Origin of the sequence: Metabacillus litoralis (assembly GCF_007994985.1) — a bacterium.
GTDB classification, from domain to species: domain Bacteria; phylum Bacillota; class Bacilli; order Bacillales; family Bacillaceae; genus Metabacillus; species Metabacillus litoralis.
Window position 1 is genome coordinate 1 of the sequence record NZ_VOQF01000017.1, and the last position, 19,102, is coordinate 19,102.

The following is a 19,102-nucleotide window of genomic DNA, read 5'->3' on the forward strand; positions in this document are numbered from 1 at the left end:
GTGCAGTGTAAAATGTCGTATTTTACATGTGTCTATTTATTGGGGGCTTGACCACAGGCACCTTAAGATATAATGGTTGTAGGAATCATTATATTTTATAAAGGGAGAGGAAATGATGAGTTCTTCTTTGTCTGTTTTAGGGAAAGATCGGATTGTGACGATTGATATTATTCGGGGGTTTGCGTTGTTTGGGATTTTTCTTGTAAATATGCCAGCTTTTCATTCGTCTGAATTTTTATCGATGTTATATGGTGTTGAGCATGCACATACAGGAGCAGATTATTGGTTAGATTTCTTTTTTACATTATTTATAGATATGAAATTCTTTACGATCTTTTCGTTTTTATTTGGGCTAGGTTTTTATATTTTTATGAACCGTGCAGAAGAAAAGGGCTTGAAAATGAAAAGACTTTTTACAAGAAGAATGGTTGCTTTGCTTGTAATAGGTTTATTGCACTTAATTTTATTATGGTTTGGTGACATTTTACATACTTACGCAATAACAGGATTTTTATTGTTGTTTTTCTATAACCGTAAAATAAAAACGATGATTATCTGGGCAATTAGTTTACTTGTTGTATTCAATTTGTTTTTGAGTTTATCATTAATTTTACCTGAATCTATACTTGATGAAATAAACCAAGAATCGATTTTGATTTATGAAGAAAAAATAGATGAATATGTAGAGACTTATGAATCTGCAGGTTTTGCCGAGTGGGTGTCTTATCGATTTCAAACAGAAGTAATACCAGTGCTATCTAATTTAATCGGAAATATGATACCTATATTGGCGATGTTTCTATTTGGTTTGGCTGCAGGAAAAGCAGGGATTTTTAAACCAAATACAATCCACCATGGTTTTATCCGAAAATTCCAGATAATAATAGGTGTTGTTAGCATTCCATTGCTGGTTTTCTTGGCTTTAGCTAAATTCAAAATGCTTGCAACAGGATTTAAAAGCATTATTTATATTGAGTTATTTACGAGTTTAACTGGTGTAACTTTATGTTTCTTTTACATTTCAACGTTAACTCTACTATTAAGAAAACAGCAATGGCAAAAAAGACTGCGTCCATTAAGTTACGTCGGACAGATGGCTCTTACAAACTATTTATTACAGACTTTTATTTGTATGGCACTTTTTGTTTTAGGTGGCTTGTATAATAACATTAGTTTATTAACAGGAACAATTATCTGTATTGTCATTTTTGGACTCCAGATTTTAGTAAGTTATTACTGGCTAAAAACTTATCAATTCGGACCATTTGAATGGTTATGGAGATCTGTTACTTATGGAAAGCTTCAAGCAATTAAAAAGGTGAGCACTGTTAAGAATAAAGTTTCTAAATAAATCATATCGTTTATCAGAGAGAAATACGTTATGGTGGTATGAAATTGGCTCAATTGAAAAGAGTGAAAAACGGTATATTTTTACAATTAAAAAGTCCTTAAATGGACTTTTTTTATTTACTAACGTTCATGACAACACACACATTATTGATTTTTCTACCAAATGTGTTGATCATAGTAAAAAAGGGAAATAATGATTTACATAGACGACTACTAACTGAAAGAGAGATTGTTAACAATTTGTTTTTATCTTAAGGTACATTTTTTGAAGTCTAAAAGCAAAAAAGTTTAAATTAGGAGGAAAAATATTTTGAGAAAAAAAGTGACTGTCATTGGTGGAGGATTAGCCGGTATGTCTGTGGCAATTCGTTTAGCAGCTGAAAAATATGATGTGACAATTTTGGAGAAAGGTGAAAGACTTGGTGGAAAGCTTAATATTCGTAAAGGTAGTGGGTTTACATTTGATACAGGTCCTTCGATTTTAACGATGCCATGGGTACTTGAAAAGCTATTTTCAGATGTTGGGAAAAATGTTCATGATTATCTTGATATTGTACGAGTTGAGCCAGGTTGGCGAACTTTTTTTGAGGATGGAACTAAAATTGATTTAACAAGTGATTTACCAACAATGCTTCAAGAGATAAAAAAAGTATCTGTTGAAGATTCTCAATCCTTTCTTTCTTATCTTCAATATTGCGAAAAGCAATATGACCTCATGATGAAAAGCTTCTATAAAGAGAATATAAGTGGGTTACAAGATTTACGTAAAAAACATCCATTAAAAGAATTATTAATGATGGATCCGATGAAATCTCTTGATCAAGCAACAAGTAAATTCTTCAAAGATAAACATATTCAACAATTGATGAACTTTTTAATAATGTATATTGGATCATCACCATATCAAGCACCTGCAATACTTAGTCAGCTTGCACATGTTCAGCTTGGAATTGGTGTGTATTATGTAAAAGGTGGAATGTACAAGATTGCAGAGGCAATGGAACAGCTTCTACAAGAGCTAGGTGTTAAGGTGCATCTAAATAGTACAGTTACAGAAATCGCAAAAACAGGAAATTTGGTTAATAAGGTGATAACTGAAAATGGTGAGCAATATTCATCTGATTTAGTTGTTTCAAATTTAGAAGTTATTCCTTTTTATCAATCAATGCTAAGTGATGAAGCAGAAAAAAATCGGGCAACAATGGATTTGAAGAAGAAATACGAACCAACTGTATCAGGGTTAGTGCTATTGTTAGGTGTAAATAAAAAATATGACCATTTAGCTCATCATAATTTCTTCTTTTCAGAAGATCCAAAGAAAGAGTTCGATCAAATTTTTAATAAAAAGCAATTAGCTGATGATCCTACCGTATATATTGGTATTTCATCAAAGTCAGATTCCTCTCAAGCTCCTGAGGGGAAAGAGAATTTATTTGTTCTCACTCATGTTCCACCTCTTAAGGAAGGGGAAACATGGGAGCAGTATAAAGACTCTTATCGAGAGCTAGTGCTTTCAAAGCTAGAGCGTATGGGAATGTCAGATTTACGTGAATCAATTGAGTTTGAATATAGCTTTACTCCTGATGATTTAAAGCAATTATATGGGGCAAATGGTGGTTCTATTTATGGTGTTGTCACAGATAAGAAGATGAATGGTGGATTTAAAATTCCTAGCAGAAGTAAGCTATTTGAAAATGTTTATTTTGTAGGAGGATCAACTCACCCAGGTGGAGGAGTTCCGATGGTTACATTGTCAGGTCAGTTAACAGCAGATCTTATTTTAGAGGACGAAAATAAGGAAGGAAAAAGAATCGGATAATGTGATAACAAGTAATAATCAATGAAATTTATTCAAAAAGGAGATAAATGATGATTGCTGGGATATTAGCTATTAGTTTATTTCTGATTTTGTGCTATCATGTACCGAAAATTAAGCTAGAAAATCTCGAGAATGTAGAAAGTGCTCTAAAATCACTGTCTATTATTATTCCTGCAAGAAATGAAGAAGAAACAATTCGTACAATTCTTAACTCAATTAAATCTCAAGCTGATCAACCGCTTGAGATTATTGTTGTTGATGATCATTCTTCAGATCAAACAAAAAATATTGCCTTAGAATATAATGTTAAGGTAGTTGATAATCCACCGTTACCACAAGGCTGGCTAGGAAAATCGTGGGCTTGCTGGAATGGAGCAAGAGTTGCAAAAGGTGATTATCTTATGTTTGTAGATGCAGATACATGGTTTGCACCAAATGGGTTGAAAAAAGCTATCTCTTTCTTTGAAAGCAGCAAATATGAAATAATAACGATACATCCTTATCATCATATGAATAAGTTTTATGAGAAATTTTCTAGTTTTTTTCATCTTATTGTATTTATCTCTAGTGGTGTGACAACTTTGTTAAGCAAAAGATTAATCAAAAAAGGTGGTTTTGGCCAAAGTTTGCTTTGCAAACGTACTAGCTATTTTGCAATTGGTGGACACGAGTCGATTAAAGGTGAAGTAGTAGAGAATCTTGCGTTTGTTCAGCATGCATCTGCACGTAACAATTCGGTTTATGCTGTGGGTGGATATGATGTGATTAATATGAGGATGTATCATAATGGAATTTCAAGTGTTTTTAAAGGCTGGGGTAAAAGCTTTGCATCTGGCTCAAAAAAGACACAGCCTGTATTGATGATTTTTATAGTGCTGTGGATTTCAAGTTTGTTTACTTTTTTAACAAACAGTTTCACGATAATAGTGGATAATCCTTATATATTTCTTATTATATATAGTACAATTTCTTTTTTATTTTATAAAATGTTAAAAGTGATCGGCAATTTTACTATTTTAGATGCTTTTCTATTTCCGTTACATATACTCTTTTTTCTCGCTGTTTTTTGTTTTTCATTGTTTAAAACGTATGTTTTAAAGAATACATCATGGAAGGGTCGCACAATTATTATGACAAAGCATGGAGATGATCAAGAGCTATGATCTTCCTACTTAATGTGCTTTTATGGCTAATAATTCATCTGCTTGGGGCTTATATTCCTTCTAAGTTTAATGCAGCTTTCATAAATAAATTCACCCTTCTTGACGCTGTTAACCAGTGGGAAATCATTACTTATGAGAAACTAAAAGTGAAAAGATGGAAAGAAAAGCTTCCAGATGGCGGAGATTGGACGAAGGGCGGAATAAAAAAGAAGAATATTAATATTAGAAGTAAGGAAGGAATCGAACGATTTTTACTTGAAACAAAAAGAGCAGAACTATCTCACTGGCTACAAATCCTTCCTGCTCCAATTTTCTTCACATTTAATGATCCACTCTCAGGAATTATTATGATCATCTATGCATTTTCCTTTAACATCCCGTTTATAATAATTCAGCGATACAATCGATATCGGTTGATACGGTGCCTGTCACGACCCGGATATTGTCGAAATTCTTTCGACAAATCTCGGGGCGTGACAGGCACGCAATCAAACATAAAGGAGATAACATGACTAATAGTAAAGAAAGTAATCAAATAGGTTGGAATATAGATAACAGTTATGCTCGTTTGCCTCAATCATTTTACACAATTCAAGATCTAAATCCTGTGAGTTCACCGGAGATGATAATTCTTAACCATGAATTGGCAAAGACTTTAGGTTTAAATGCGAAAGAGCTGCAAAGTAAAGAGACTTTATCAATGTTTGCTGGAAACAAGGAGCTAGAAGATGCAAAACCTCTTGCTCAGGCCTATGCTGGTCACCAATTTGGACATTTTAATATGCTAGGCGACGGACGTGCGTTGCTGCTTGGTGAGCAAATTACCCCTAAGGGTGAAACAGTTGATATACAGCTTAAGGGCTCAGGTAGAACAAAGTACTCTCGTGGTGGTGATGGTCGGGCAGCTATTGGACCAATGCTTCGAGAATATATTATAAGTGAGGCCATGTATGCCCTTGGTATTCCAACAACAAGAAGCTTAGCTGTTGTGGCAACTGGAGAAAAGATCAGACGGGAAACAGAGCTTCCTGGTGCAATTTTAACTCGTATAGCATCTAGTCATTTACGCGTAGGTACATTTGAATATGCGACCAACTTTACTACTATTGAAGAATTAAAGGACTTGGCTGACTATACAATAAAACGTCATTATCCGGAGATTGCTTCAGATGAAAATAAATATCTATCTTTATTAAATGAGGTAATTAAACGTCAAGCTGCACTTATCGCAAAATGGCAGCTAGTTGGATTTATCCACGGTGTGATGAATACTGATAACGTAACAATCAGTGGCGAAACCATTGACTATGGTCCATGTGCCTTTATGAATGAATATGACCCAGCAACAGTATTTAGCTCGATTGACGTTCAAGGTCGCTATGCCTATGGAAATCAGCCTAAAATTGGTGGCTGGAATTTAGCTCGATTTGCTGAAGCCTTGATTCCTATATTAGATGAAGATGAGGAAAAAGCTCTCAAATTGGCACAGGATGCTGTTTTAGAGTTTCCAAAATTGTATCATAGCAACTGGCTCACAGGAATGAGAGCAAAGCTAGGTCTCTTTACAGAAGAAGCAGAAGATGAATCGTTGATTGAAAATCTTCTAGAAATAATGAAAAACAATCGTGCTGATTTTACGAATACATTCAGAGCCTTATCTCATGATAAAAGTGAAGATAGCAATGTAGATATGTTTAATACACCAGAATTTTCTGAGTGGCATCAAAAATGGCATGAAAGATTATGTAAACAAGAGGAGTCATTAGAACAAACCTATGAATTGATGAAAAGTAGTAATCCTGCAGTAATTCCGAGAAATCACAGGGTAGAAGAAGCATTAAAGGCAGCAGTAGAAAATGAAGACTATAGTGTAATGGAGAACTTACTTGAAATACTTTCAAATCCATATAAAGACACTATGGAACCAAGTTACTGTTCGTTACCACCTGAATCATCAGGACCTTATCGAACTTACTGTGGAACGTAATACTTAAATGAGGGTCTGACCCCACTTACTAATAAGAAACATTTTCCTGTTAAAGGGAATTTTATTATTAGTAGAGTTGAGTCAGATCTTTTTTATTTGTACTTTTTTTCGGAACCTATGCTTTTCGCTTCTTGAAGGATAGTACTTAATGAAACCTGTAACTATCGTATAAGTCACTTTTACTCATTCACACAAAGCTGCTAACAATCACTTAAGTCAATAGATGCTGATATGATATTTGAATAAATTCTCACTGAAAAAAGAAGATAAAAACACATAATAGTAAAATAAAAAATGGAAATAATAACTATCGGAAATGAAAAAACCCGCGTGAATACAGGCTTTTTTCTTATCATATGACATATGTCATACCCTGCATATGACACCTACTACTTACAATGATATTTTTTGATCTCTATAATAAGACTTAACATCACATACGAAGGGAATTAACTAAATGTCAAATCTTAAAACTTTGAAAAAAGAAATTGCTCCCTATGAAAAAGCAACAACAAAGGAAAGTATATGGCAAATAATTAATACTGTTGGCCCGTTTCTAATTTTGTGGATTCTTGCTTATCAAAGCTTGGCAATATCTTATTGGTTAGCTTTAGTACCAATCATAATTGCAGCAGGATTTTTAACAAGGATTTTCATTATATTCCATGATTGTACGCATTTCTCTTTCTTTAAAAGTCGTCGTGCTAATCGAATTCTTGGAACAATGATGGGTGTGTTAACATTATTCCCGTTTGATCAATGGGGACACGATCATGCTGTTCATCATGCGACAAGTGGTAATTTAGATAAGCGTGGAACAGGAGATATTTGGACACTTACTGTAAAAGAATATAAAGAAGCACCACTAAAAATACGTTTAGCTTATCGTTTCTACCGTAATCCAATTGTTATGTTTGGCCTTGGTCCAATCTATGTTTTCCTTTTGAAGAATAGATTTAACCGTAAAAATGCAAGGAAGAAAGAGCGTAACAACACATATTTAACAAATCTAATTATTGCAGCTTTAGTAGCAATTTTATGTGTAACACTAGGATGGCAATCTTTCCTACTTGTGCAAGGATCGATTTTCATGATTTCAGGATCAATTGGTATTTGGTTGTTCTATGTACAACACACATTTGAAGATTCTTATTTTGAAGTAAATAGTGAGTGGGAATATGTTTTAGCAGCTGTTGAAGGAAGTTCTTTCTATAAACTGCCTAAATTTATGCAATTCCTAACTGGAAACATTGGTTATCACCATGTTCATCACTTGAGCCCAAGAGTGCCTAACTATAAGCTTGAAGAAGCTCATAATAATACAGAGCCATTACAAAATGTACCAACCATTTCACTTGCAACAAGCTTAAAATCACTTCGTTTCCGTCTTTGGGATGAAGATGCTAAGAATTTTGTAAGCTTTAGAGAAGTGAAGTCATTAGCTCGAAAAGCTATAACTACACGTTCAACTCAACCAAAGCCTGAGCTTTAATTTTAGAAGACCTGACCGATTCTCCTTTCACTAGTAAAGGAGAATCTTTACTTAGTAACACCCATAAGGAGAGAACATAAATGATTACAGTTGTAATTGCAGAGGATCATGAGTTAGTGTTAGGGACAATAGGATCCCTGCTCGATTTAGAGGATGATATGAAAGTGGTCGGGCAAGAAAGTAGTGTAGAGGGAGTTCTTACACTTGTTAACGAACTTCAACCTGATATATGTTTAATGGATTTAGATATGTTTGAAACAGGTATTGTAGAAAAATTAAAGCCTTATAATAGTAAAATTATGGTTTTAACGACATTTGCAAAAACTGGCAGCTTTCAACAAATTATCAATCATGATGTAAGAGGCTATCTTTTAAAGGATACTCCTAGTGAGGAATTAACTGAGGCAATTCGAAGCATTATGAATGAAATCCGCATATATTCTCCTAATTTATTGGAAGAAAATCAACATGATACAAATAGTGAAAATGTTAATTCTTTGATAAGTAATCAAAACAGTACTGACACTTCTAAACCACATAACAAAACGTTAGGAACTGTCAGAAGCTATTTGACGACTATAAAGGATAAAATGAAGCTGCCTACAGGGTAAGAGATGAAAAGGAAGGATGGATGAAATAATCTATCCTTCTTTTTCATGTGCATGTTAACGCTCAAATTAATAGTAAGGTAGTAGTTATTTAATAGGATCAATAAGATAAACAGCTAGTAAAAGGTAAATAAATTTAAAATTAATATGGTAAAATGCTAGTTAACCGAAAAAAGGATGTGTGTACACTTGAATAATGAAAAAAAAGTTACCCTTTATTTTATTCGTCATGGTGAAACTCAATATAATGTTGAAAAAAGAATGCAAGGATTTTGTGATTCACCACTTACTGAAAAAGGAATTCTACAAGCAAGATCTGTTGGAAAGGGTTTAACTGATATACATTTTGAAGCAGCATATGCTAGCGACAGTCAGAGAGTCCTTGATACGGCAAAATATGCTATCGGAGATCGAGACATTCCTTTATCAGTTGATACGCGCTTAAAGGAAATGAATTTTGGTGTTTTTGAATCTTTATTACCACAAGAAATCTCAGAACAATATGGCAATGCACTTGAAACCTTATTTAGTTTAGAGTTAGATGCTTCAGCTCCAGAAGGTGAGTCTTATTCACAGCTTTTTGCAAGAACTGAACAGGCAGTTGAAGAAATTGTGAAAAAGCATGAATCAAAGGGAGGAAATGTTTTGATTTTTTCTCATGGCGTTACAATCGGCAATTACATTATTCAATTAACCAATAGCAAAGAATTTACTATTCATGAAAATTGTAGTGTAACAGTAGTTAGCTACTTAAATGGTAAGCGTGTAATTGAGACTGTAGCTGATACTTCATTTCAAGAAAAGGGAAAGAAAGACCTGTAATATCTTTTTTCTCTTCTAATTACATGAATATAGAAATAGAGAACTTTAATTTTATATAGACTTCACCTAATTAATATACTCTGATAACGAAACTTCACTTTATATTAAAAAGCCAAAAATAACATTTATGAAAGCGTTGACATATACTTTTTTTCATGATAAATTACATATATCAAATAAAACCTAATAAATTCCGTTATAGGAATGTTACCTTAAGTGGGCATAACCTGGACTGAATAGAAACTCACATTTTCGCGAGATGTGTATTCTATTCGGCTCAGGTTTTTTATTTGGCTAAAAACACCCGAGAAGGAAGGGACAAATGATGAAATACGAACAGTTGGCTAAAGATATTATTAAAAATGTCGGTGGAAAAGAAAACGTTTCCAGTGTAGTCCATTGTATTACTCGTTTACGATTCAAGCTTAAAGATGAAGGCAAAGCAAACACAGATGCCCTTAAAAATATGGATGGTGTTATCACAGTAATGAAGAGTGGCGGCCAATATCAAATAGTTATTGGTAACCATGTGCCAGATGTTTATAAAACGGTATTAGAAATAGGTGGTTTAAAAGCACAAGCTCCAGCTGATGGAGAAGAAACGAAGGAAAAAGCTAGCTTAATAGATATTATTGCAAGCATATTTACACCTATTCTTGGTGTATTAGCAGCAACAGGTATGATCAAAGGATTTAATGCACTCTTTTTAGCTTTAGGTTGGTTAGAAACAACATCAGGTACTTATCAAATACTAAATGCTGTTGGAGATTCGTTATTCTACTTCTTCCCAATATTTTTAGGATATACAGCAATTAAGAAGTTTGGTGGAAGTCCATTTATCGGTATGGCTATTGGGGGATCGTTAGTTTATCCGACTTTAGCAGGTTTAACAGCTGGTGAACCGCTTTATACATTATTTACAGGAACTATGTTTGAATCACCAGTGTATATAACATTTCTAGGTGTACCAGTTATCTTAATGAGTTATGCTTCATCGGTTATTCCAGTTATTTTAGCAGCATATTTTGCATCAATAGTTGAAAAGCGTTTAAGAAAAGTTATACCAGATGTAGTAAAAACATTCTTAGTACCTTTTTTCACACTTTTAATCGTGGTACCGCTTACATTTATCGTGATTGGCCCTATAGCAACTTGGGCAGGTAATTTATTAGGAATGGCAACTCTATCTATTTATAATTTAAGCCCGATTATTGCAGGGATCTTCGTTGGTGGATTATGGCAGCTATTAGTTATTTTTGGTCTTCATTGGGGACTTGTACCAATAGCTATTAATAACCTTACAACAATGGGTGCTGACCCTGTTTTAGCTACAACTTTTGCTGCATCTTTCGCACAAATTGGTGCTGTTCTGGCAGTATGGATAAAAACAAAACAACAGAAATTGAAAACATTAAGTATTCCTGCTTTCATATCAGGTATTTTCGGAGTTACCGAGCCAGCCATTTATGGAATAACATTACCACTTAAAAAGCCATTTATCTATAGCTGTATTGCTGCAGGTGTTGGTGGCGGTATTATTGGAGCAGCAGGTTCACAGATTTATATGATTGGTGGTCTTGGAATCTTTGGAATTCCATCATTCATTAGTCCAACAGAAGGAATTACATTTGGAGTTTGGGGATTATTAATCTCTTTTGTTGTAGCTTTCGGTTTAGGGTTTATTCTGACGTATTTGTTCGGAATGGGTAAAGATAAGAATAACAAAGAAGACGTAAATAATGTAACAGTTACAAATGCAATGGATGCAACAGGTAAAGGTGAAGTGATTGGTAGTCCATTGCAAGGAGAAGTTAAGAATTTAGCAGAAATTAATGATGAAGCTTTTGCTTCTGGGGCATTAGGTCAAGGAGTAGCAATTGAACCTTCTGAAGGTAAGTTACTAGCACCTACTGCTGGAACAGTTTCTGCATTATTCCCTTCAAACCACGCGATTGGTATTTTAACAGATCAAGGTGTAGAGATCTTAATTCATATTGGAATGGATACTGTACAGCTTGAGGGAAAACATTTTACTGCTCATACTAGTCAAGGAGCACGTGTAGAAAAAGGTCAACTATTAATTGAATTTGATATTGAGAAAATCAAATCAGCTGGTTTACCAGTCACTACACCGATCGTGATTACAAACCATAAGGATTATGAAATAGAGATGGCTAGAGAAAAACCAATAAAGCTTGGAGAGTCTTTGTTTCATATTAATGCAAAATAATTAATAAGAGGAAAGGTAAATGGAGATAAATCCATCTACCTTTCTACATATCGTTTTAAAAAGGAGTTTTATCATGACATTTCCAAAAGGATTTTTATGGGGTGGCGCAATTGCTGCTAATCAAGCTGAAGGAGCTTATCTAGAAGATGGTAAAGGATTAACTACAGTTGACTTATTACCAACAGGATCAAAACGTTGGGACATAATGTTTGGAAAACTTCCTTCTTTTCAACCAATTGAGGGAGAATTTTATCCATCACATGATGCCATAGATTTTTATCATCTTTATAAAGAGGACATTGCTCTTTTTGCAGAAATGGGTTTTAAGTCTCTACGAGTTTCTGTATCCTGGGCAAGAATTTTTCCAAAAGGTGATGATAAAGTACCGAATGAAGCTGGATTAAAATTTTATGACAATCTATTTGATGAGTTATTAAAACATAATATAGAACCTGTTGTGACAATTGCTCATTTTGATGTTCCTGTACATTTAGTTGAACATTATGGAAGTTGGAGAAATCGTAAACTTGTTGGCTTCTTTGAAACATATGCAACAACACTGTTTAAACGATATAAGGATAAAGTGAAATACTGGATGACATTTAACGAAATTAATATGCTTTTACATTTACCATTTGTAGGGGCTGGTCTTGTTTTTGAAGAAGATGATGACAAAAATCAAATTAAATATCAAGCAGCACATCACCAGCTAGTAGCAAGTGCACTTGCAGTAAAAGCGTGTCATGAAATTAGTCCAGATGCGAAAATTGGATGTATGTTAGCTGCGGGAATGACTTATCCGTATACATGTAACCCTGACGATGTGTTTGATGCTATGGAGAAAGATCGTGAATCATTCTTTTTTATTGATGTTCAATCACGCGGTGCATATCCAGGTTATGCGAAGAGATTTTTAAAAGATCATAACTTAACGATTGAGATGGAAGCAGAAGATGAAGAGCTTCTAAGAAAACATACAGTAGATTATATTGGATTTAGTTATTATGCAAGTCGCGCGACAAGCACAGATCCTAAGGTTAATAATATGACATCTAGTAATGTTTTTGGATCGATTGAAAATCCATATTTGGATAAGTCGGAATGGGGCTGGACAATAGATCCAAAGGGATTCCGCATTACAGCAAATCAATTATATGACCGCTATCAAAAACCGTTATTTGTAGTAGAAAATGGTCTAGGAGCTCTGGATCAGTTAACAGATGATGGTGAAGTACATGATGACTACCGAATTGACTACATGAAAAGGCATATTACAGAAATGTCTGAAGCGATTGATGATGGTGTCGAAATTATTGGATATACTAGCTGGGGCCCGATAGACATAGTAAGTGCTTCTTCAGGCGAGATGAATAAACGTTATGGTTATATTTATGTAGATAAGGATAATGAAGGAAAAGGAACATTATCACGTTCTAAAAAGGATAGTTTTGAATGGTATAAGAAGGTTATTGAAAGTAATGGAGAAGTTCTTTAATAAACGATAACCAAAAAATTTATAGAGGTGAGTCATAATGAATACAAAGACTAGAAAATTTCCAGATGGGTTTTTATGGGGAGGTGCAGTTGCAGCTAACCAATTAGAAGGTGCATACAATGAGGATGGCAAAGGTCTATCAACTGCAGATGTCTCACCTAATGGTATTATGTGTCCTCCAGATTTCTCTATGGAGCAATTTAATTTATATCATGATGGTATTGACTTCTATCATAAATATAAGGAAGATATTGCATTATTTGCAGAATTAGGATTTAAAGCATTTCGTTTCTCAATTTCATGGCCACGTCTTTTTCCAAATGGTGATGAAGTAGAAGTGAATGAAAAGGGACTGCAATTTTACGAAAATATTGTTGATGAACTGATAAAATATAATATTGAACCAGTGATTACTATCTCTCATTATGAAATGCCACTTGGACTTGTGAAAACCTATGGTGGGTGGAAAAATCGTAAACTGGTTGAGTTCTATGAGCGATTATCAAAAACAATTTTTACTCGTTTTAAAGATAAAGTAAAATATTATATGACATTTAATGAAATTAATGTTCTTTTACACGCGCCTTTTACAGGTGGAGGCTTATTATTTGAAGATGGTAAAAAGAATGAACAAGATATATACCAAGCTGCACATCATCAATTTTTAGCAAGTGCACTTGCAGTAAAAGCAGGTCATGAGATAGTCCCAGGTGCACAAATTGGATGTATGATTGCATCAATGATTACGTATCCTTATACATCAAAACCTGAAGATATGTTTGCAGCACTAACACAAGATCGTAAAACATTATTCTTCTCAGATGTACAATCAAGAGGTTATTACCCTACTTATATGATGAATTATTTCAATGAAAAAAACATTGAAATTGAAATGGAGGAAGGAGATTTAGCACTTCTTCAAGACAACACAGTGGATTATATTGGGTTTAGTTACTATATGTCATTTGTGGCAAGTACAGCGCCTGAACATAATGATGAGAAAACAGCTGGAAATCTACTAGCAGGTGTGAAAAATCCTCATCTAAGATCTTCAGAGTGGGGATGGCAAATTGATCCTGTAGGATTAAGAACAGTATGTAATCAGCTTTATGATCGTTACCAAAAACCACTTTTCATTGTAGAAAATGGTCTTGGAGCTGTTGATAAAGTTGAAGAAGACGGATCTATTCAAGATAATTATCGCATTGATTATTTAGATGCACATATTAAAGAAATGAAAAATGCAATTGGCGACGGAGTAGAAATTATGGGTTATACTTCATGGGGCCCAATTGACTTAGTAAGTGCTTCAACTGCAGAGCTTAAAAAGCGTTATGGCTTTATTTATGTTGATCGTGATAGTGAAGGAAAAGGGACGAATAATCGTTATAAAAAGAAAAGTTTTGATTGGTATAAAAATGTAATTGCAACAAATGGAGAAGACTTTTAAATTTATATCATAGAGAGGAAAGCTCATTACAGTAGCTTTCCTTCTTTGAAATGAAACAGTCTTTCTCCTATGGTCTTTAACAAATCAGTATATTAAGACATTATATTTAGTTTTGAGATGATATATAAGCGATTACTTCAATGTATAGCTTTAAATATGTTTATTTAAAATATAGAGATTATATGAGAAAATCTGTTATTAAATACAAAAAACGTTATATGAACGGGAAAACATTAAAATCAAAGACTTAGGTGATTATATGAAAATAGAGAAAGTATTTAATAATAATGTAGTCAGTGTATTTAATGAAGAGAATGTTGAACTAGTCATTATGGGAAGAGGTATAGCTTTTCAAAAAAGACCAGGTGATTCAATAGATGAAGAAAAGATTGAGAAAACCTTTACATTGAAGAATAAAGATATGACTGAACGATTCAAAACCCTTCTATATGAAGTTTCCATTGAAATTATGGAGGTAGCAGAAGAAATTATAAAGTCAGCTAAGGTTAAGCTTGGTAGAGAGTTAAACGATAGCATTTATATATCACTTACAGATCATATCAATTTTGCAATTGAAAGAAATAAAAAAGGGTTAGATATAAAAAATGCATTGTTGTGGGAAATTAAAAAGCTTTACAGAGATGAGTACTCTTTAGGCTTAGAGGCTCTCAAAATGATAGAAGAAAACCTACAAATTATTTTGCCTGAAGATGAAGCTGGCTTTATTGCTATGCATATTGTTAATGCAGAACTAAATGAGGAAATGCCTAATATTGTTAACATTACAAAAGTGATGCAAGATATTTTAAAGATCGTTAAATATCACTTTAAAATGGAGTTTAATGAAGAATCATTAAACTTTTTTCGATTCGTTACTCACCTAAAGTTCTTTGCCCAAAGATTATATAATAAAACGTATATGGAAAATGATGATGACTTCCTTTTTGAGGCCGTAAAAAATAAACACAAAGAAGCCTATGAATGCACGGAAAAAATAAATGATTATGTCAGAAAACAATTTGATTATAAACTAACGAACGATGAGAAATTATATTTAACAATCCATATTGAAAGAGTGATTAATCGCTAATTAACTAGCGAGGGAACCTTCTATAGAGGAATATTTTAATTTTTACTTCAATATTAATTAAATATAAATGATAAACCCCTTATCTCCCTAGTTGAAGGAAAATAAGGGGTTTTTTCTAAAAATAAGACTGATTCACTTGAAAACATGTGGAACATTTGTGAAACAAGAAAAAACGGGGAGTGACAGGCACCCTTTAAGATGTTATATATAGATAAGAAATTCATTAAGTAGAGGTAATGTGTGTATGAATGAGGAGTTAATACAGAATGCTGATACATGTTATGAGCTGGGTGAGCAGAGGGCTGCTGTTTATTTTAATTCGCTTTATGAGCAAGTTACGAATAAGACCTATGTTTCTAACCTGACAGAGGATTTTCAACAGTGGAAACAAAATCATATTCGTCATACCTCGTTGTTTTCCATTTTTTCTAGAAAAAGAGGTAAGCCGGATTCAAACGACTATCACAATTATATCCAGTGGTTAAATTATACAGGTAAGCTTGATAGCTATCTTGATCGAAGCATTTCTTACATTTATATGCGTGATCTCGGAAAAGCATTGGATACACCTGAAACGCAAGATAAAATTAGAAAAGTTGTTAGCAATTTAAAAAGTAGATTAATAGATAGAGAAAAAAAGAAAGATTTCAGTATGGCTATGTTATACAGAATGGCACAAAAAGATGATGTAGAAGCTACATTTATTTGGTTAATGAATAAGTTAAAAACTGTATCAGCAAATATCCCAGAGGGAATGGATGCTGCACATGCAAAAAGGAAGCTAATTAAAATTATTGCTGGAGTTATACTGCATGTGAATGAAGAAATGGATGAAGATGTAACCCCACAGGACCGTACAAAGCAGCTTGATGTAGCGATTAGGCTTGGGTATTGCTATGGTCTAACATATCCCTTTATAGATGATCTGCTTGATGCTAAAATTTTATCCGCCCATGAAGAGAAGCAATATTCAAGGTTGATTCGAACATCACTTTTAACAGGGGTTGTACCAGACATTAATGAATGGTCGGGTGAAAATAAGGAGTTAATATCTTATATTCATGCTGAACTAAAAGCTGCATTTCAATATATTAAAGATAATCAGCAGCAAGATACAATTACTTCATTTCTTGAGCAATCTTATATATTCTTTCAATCACAGGAAGATGATCGGCTAAAGCACCTGTCTGATCCTACCTACACGAACGAAGAGCTTTATATCCCGATCATTTTAAAATCCTCTTCATCACGTTTGATTATCAGATCTGTTATAAGCGCAAAAGAAGATGAGGGCTTTGATGAAAGAACATTTTATTATGGTATTTACAATCAACTTGCAGATGATTTTGCAGATATGTTCGATGACTTGGACGAGGGTGCTGTCACACCATATACCTATTATCTAACATATCATGATAAACGATCTGATCTTATCAACCCATTTGAATTATACTGGGCAGTTATCTCAAATTTGATTCATAATGTGTATAAATCAGACTCAAAAGCACGTGAAATTATCTTGAATCGTGCAATAAATGGATTGAAGAGATATAAAGAGAAAATGGGTAAGAAAAAGTATAACGAAGTCATGGAGTTATTTACGACTGGAAACACAAATTTTAATGACCTTATTCAAAAGCTTGTTAATAAAGCTGATGATGTTGATTTTTTTGACAAACTGCTACGAGATCATATGGTTACAAATTTAAGAGAAGAGCAAAAGGAGCAGGACACATTTTCAGAAACGATCGAAACAGTTCGTAAAGAGATTAATATGATCCTACCTATTGAGAGAATTGTTGACGAATCAATGATCAATGATCCAATAACAGCTGCTGCCAACTATAGTTTAACAGGTGATGGTAAACGATTGAGGCCAATCATAACATGGATCATGGGTGTAGATGAGTATGGTCTTGATAAGTCTGCCATAACACCACTTCTAAGATCACTAGAATATATGCATACAGCTTCTTTAATTTTTGATGATCTTCCGTCACAGGATAATGCATCAATTAGAAGAGGACATCGAACGTTACATGAAGTTTATAATATTGCAACAGCAGAGTTAACAGGTCTATTTTTAACACAAAAAGCAATCTGGGAACAAGCATCTCTTGATACGTTTGACACGAAGTCTGTTCTTCGGTTAATTCAATATTCAGCAAAAACAACCGAGGACATGTGTAAAGGTCAAATTATGGATTTGGATTCGAAAGGAAAGCCATTAACAGAGGAACAATTGAATATGTTGAGCTATTACAAAACAGGATTAGCATTCGAAGCTTCTCTTATCATGCCAGCTATCCTTGCTAATGTACCAACTCTAGAAATAGATGCATTGAAAAAATTTGCTTATCATGCGGGGATAGCATTCCAAATTAAGGATGATCTTCTTGATGTTGAGGGAAATTCGCTGGTACTTGGGAAAATTGTTGGAAAAGATGCAGAAAACAACAACTCAACCTTTGTATCGATACTAGGATCATTAGGTGCACAAAAGATGATGTGGGAGCACTACTGTACCGCAATTGAATCTTTACAGCATATACCTCGTAGTACAACGTTTTTAAAGCATTTAGTTAATTACATTGTGCACAGGGAAAAATAGAAATAAACATAAAAACAAATGCTCAATGAGTGTTTGTTTTTTTGAATTTAATCCATACTTTTGTACTATATTTGCTTACATATCTTTCTTTTGGACAGAATAGATTATAAAAAGAAAAATGTGGTGTAAATCTTTATGTTCGAGCTTTTTAATTTATACACACTAAATTCCTTACCTATAGATCATTTAATAGAAGTTGAGAAAACATATTTTGAATCTCTTAATCAATATTGGGAAAATCATAACTATTTAACAGCAAGATGGTGGTTTTTAGTTATTCTTAGTGTGTTGGCCCCAATTACATGGTGGAAATTTATAGATAAGAAAAGGCTAATCGAAATTACTTCCTTTGGTTTATTTTATGGTGTTTCAGCAATTATCCTTGATTCAATTGGAAGTAATGCAATGGTCTGGACGTATCCTGTAAGATTGACTCCATATTTAATTCCACAATTATATCCTTATGATGTTGGAATCGTAATCGTACCATTTATGTATGTTTATCAACGCTTTGGAGACAAAGCTTCTAAATTCCTCATTGCAAACGGTATTTTATCAGCATTTTTAGCTTTTATCGCAGAGCCTGTAATGGAAATGCTAAATATTTATCAAGAAATAACATGGAGAAATATTTATTCCTTTCCGATTTATTGGTTATTAGGAGTGATTTGTTGGTTAATAATCAAGAGATTTAAAAAAATAGAGCTAAATTACAAATAGTAAATTTATTTTTGGATGCACCATAAGGCTTTTAGCCATTCTTTTTAGGATGGCTAAAAGCCTTATTTTATACAAGAGAAGAAATTTGTTTATCTATAATGATAAAAATATCTAAAATTTCTGTATGGGGTTGGTCATTGGTTAATAGAAATATGTAAATATACTTAGAAAGTATTTTTATTTATAAAAAATATGTCGAAATATAGAATTCCATAGTATAATTTAACTATATCGAATAACAAGTTAATATGAGAATGGAGATTTA

Annotated in this window: 14 protein-coding genes; all 14 read left to right on the forward strand. The window is 33.4% G+C overall.

Annotated features, from left to right (window positions below; translation table 11 throughout):
• Positions 1-115: 115 nt before the first annotated feature.
• The 14 genes from FS935_RS20000 to FS935_RS20065 all read left to right on the forward strand — a co-directional run bounded on the left by FS935_RS20000 (position 116) and on the right by FS935_RS20065 (position 18,837).
• Positions 116-1,351, forward strand: coding sequence for a DUF418 domain-containing protein (locus tag FS935_RS20000; RefSeq protein ID WP_158638670.1), 1,236 nt, complete (start codon positions 116-118; stop codon positions 1,349-1,351).
• 309 nt (positions 1,352-1,660) lie between these two features.
• Complete coding sequence (locus FS935_RS20005; protein ID WP_146950415.1) at positions 1,661-3,169, forward strand: phytoene desaturase family protein; 1,509 nt, start codon at positions 1,661-1,663, stop codon at positions 3,167-3,169.
• A gap of 50 nt (positions 3,170-3,219) precedes the next feature.
• The gene (locus FS935_RS20010) at positions 3,220-4,332 is read left to right on the forward strand and encodes a glycosyltransferase family 2 protein (protein ID WP_158638671.1); all 1,113 of its coding nucleotides are present in this window, start codon (positions 3,220-3,222) and stop codon (positions 4,330-4,332) included.
• Positions 4,329-4,844, forward strand: coding sequence for a glycosyl-4,4'-diaponeurosporenoate acyltransferase CrtO family protein (locus FS935_RS20015; RefSeq protein ID WP_158638672.1), 516 nt, complete (start codon positions 4,329-4,331; stop codon positions 4,842-4,844). The genes FS935_RS20010 and FS935_RS20015 overlap by 4 nt, the downstream gene beginning before the upstream one ends.
• Entirely contained in the window at positions 4,841-6,319 is a 1,479-nt protein-coding gene (locus FS935_RS20020) for a protein adenylyltransferase SelO (protein WP_146950418.1), read from the forward strand. The genes FS935_RS20015 and FS935_RS20020 overlap by 4 nt, the downstream gene beginning before the upstream one ends.
• Before the next feature lie 457 nt (positions 6,320-6,776).
• Positions 6,777-7,811 (forward strand): Delta(5) desaturase DesA, encoded by a 1,035-nt coding sequence (gene desA / locus FS935_RS20025; protein ID WP_146950419.1) that lies wholly within the window; start codon positions 6,777-6,779, stop codon positions 7,809-7,811.
• Positions 7,812-7,891: 80 nt separating this feature from the next.
• Positions 7,892-8,422, forward strand: coding sequence for a response regulator (locus FS935_RS20030; protein ID WP_146950420.1), 531 nt, complete (start codon positions 7,892-7,894; stop codon positions 8,420-8,422).
• Between the two features lie 186 nt (positions 8,423-8,608).
• The gene (locus tag FS935_RS20035; protein WP_158638673.1) at positions 8,609-9,241 is read left to right on the forward strand and encodes a histidine phosphatase family protein; all 633 of its coding nucleotides are present in this window, start codon (positions 8,609-8,611) and stop codon (positions 9,239-9,241) included.
• A gap of 325 nt (positions 9,242-9,566) precedes the next feature.
• On the forward strand, positions 9,567-11,471 hold the full coding sequence (locus tag FS935_RS20040; protein ID WP_146950422.1) for a beta-glucoside-specific PTS transporter subunit IIABC: 1,905 nt from the start codon (positions 9,567-9,569) through the stop codon (positions 11,469-11,471).
• A gap of 73 nt (positions 11,472-11,544) precedes the next feature.
• On the forward strand, positions 11,545-12,966 hold the full coding sequence (locus FS935_RS20045; protein WP_146950423.1) for a 6-phospho-beta-glucosidase: 1,422 nt from the start codon (positions 11,545-11,547) through the stop codon (positions 12,964-12,966).
• Between the two features lie 37 nt (positions 12,967-13,003).
• Entirely contained in the window at positions 13,004-14,416 is a 1,413-nt protein-coding gene (gene bglH / locus FS935_RS20050; RefSeq protein ID WP_146950424.1) for an aryl-phospho-beta-d-glucosidase, read from the forward strand.
• A 259-nt stretch (positions 14,417-14,675) separates the two neighbouring features.
• Positions 14,676-15,506, forward strand: a complete 831-nt coding sequence (gene licT, locus FS935_RS20055; RefSeq protein WP_146950425.1) for a BglG family transcription antiterminator LicT — start codon at positions 14,676-14,678, stop codon at positions 15,504-15,506.
• Between the two features lie 244 nt (positions 15,507-15,750).
• Positions 15,751-18,117 carry a polyprenyl synthetase family protein gene (locus tag FS935_RS20060; RefSeq protein ID WP_146950426.1) on the forward strand — a complete coding sequence of 789 codons (2,367 nt, stop codon included), beginning with the start codon at positions 15,751-15,753 and terminating at the stop codon, positions 18,115-18,117.
• A gap of 135 nt (positions 18,118-18,252) precedes the next feature.
• Positions 18,253-18,837, forward strand: a complete 585-nt coding sequence (locus FS935_RS20065; RefSeq protein ID WP_146950427.1) for a CBO0543 family protein — start codon at positions 18,253-18,255, stop codon at positions 18,835-18,837.
• Positions 18,838-19,102 lie beyond the last annotated feature (265 nt).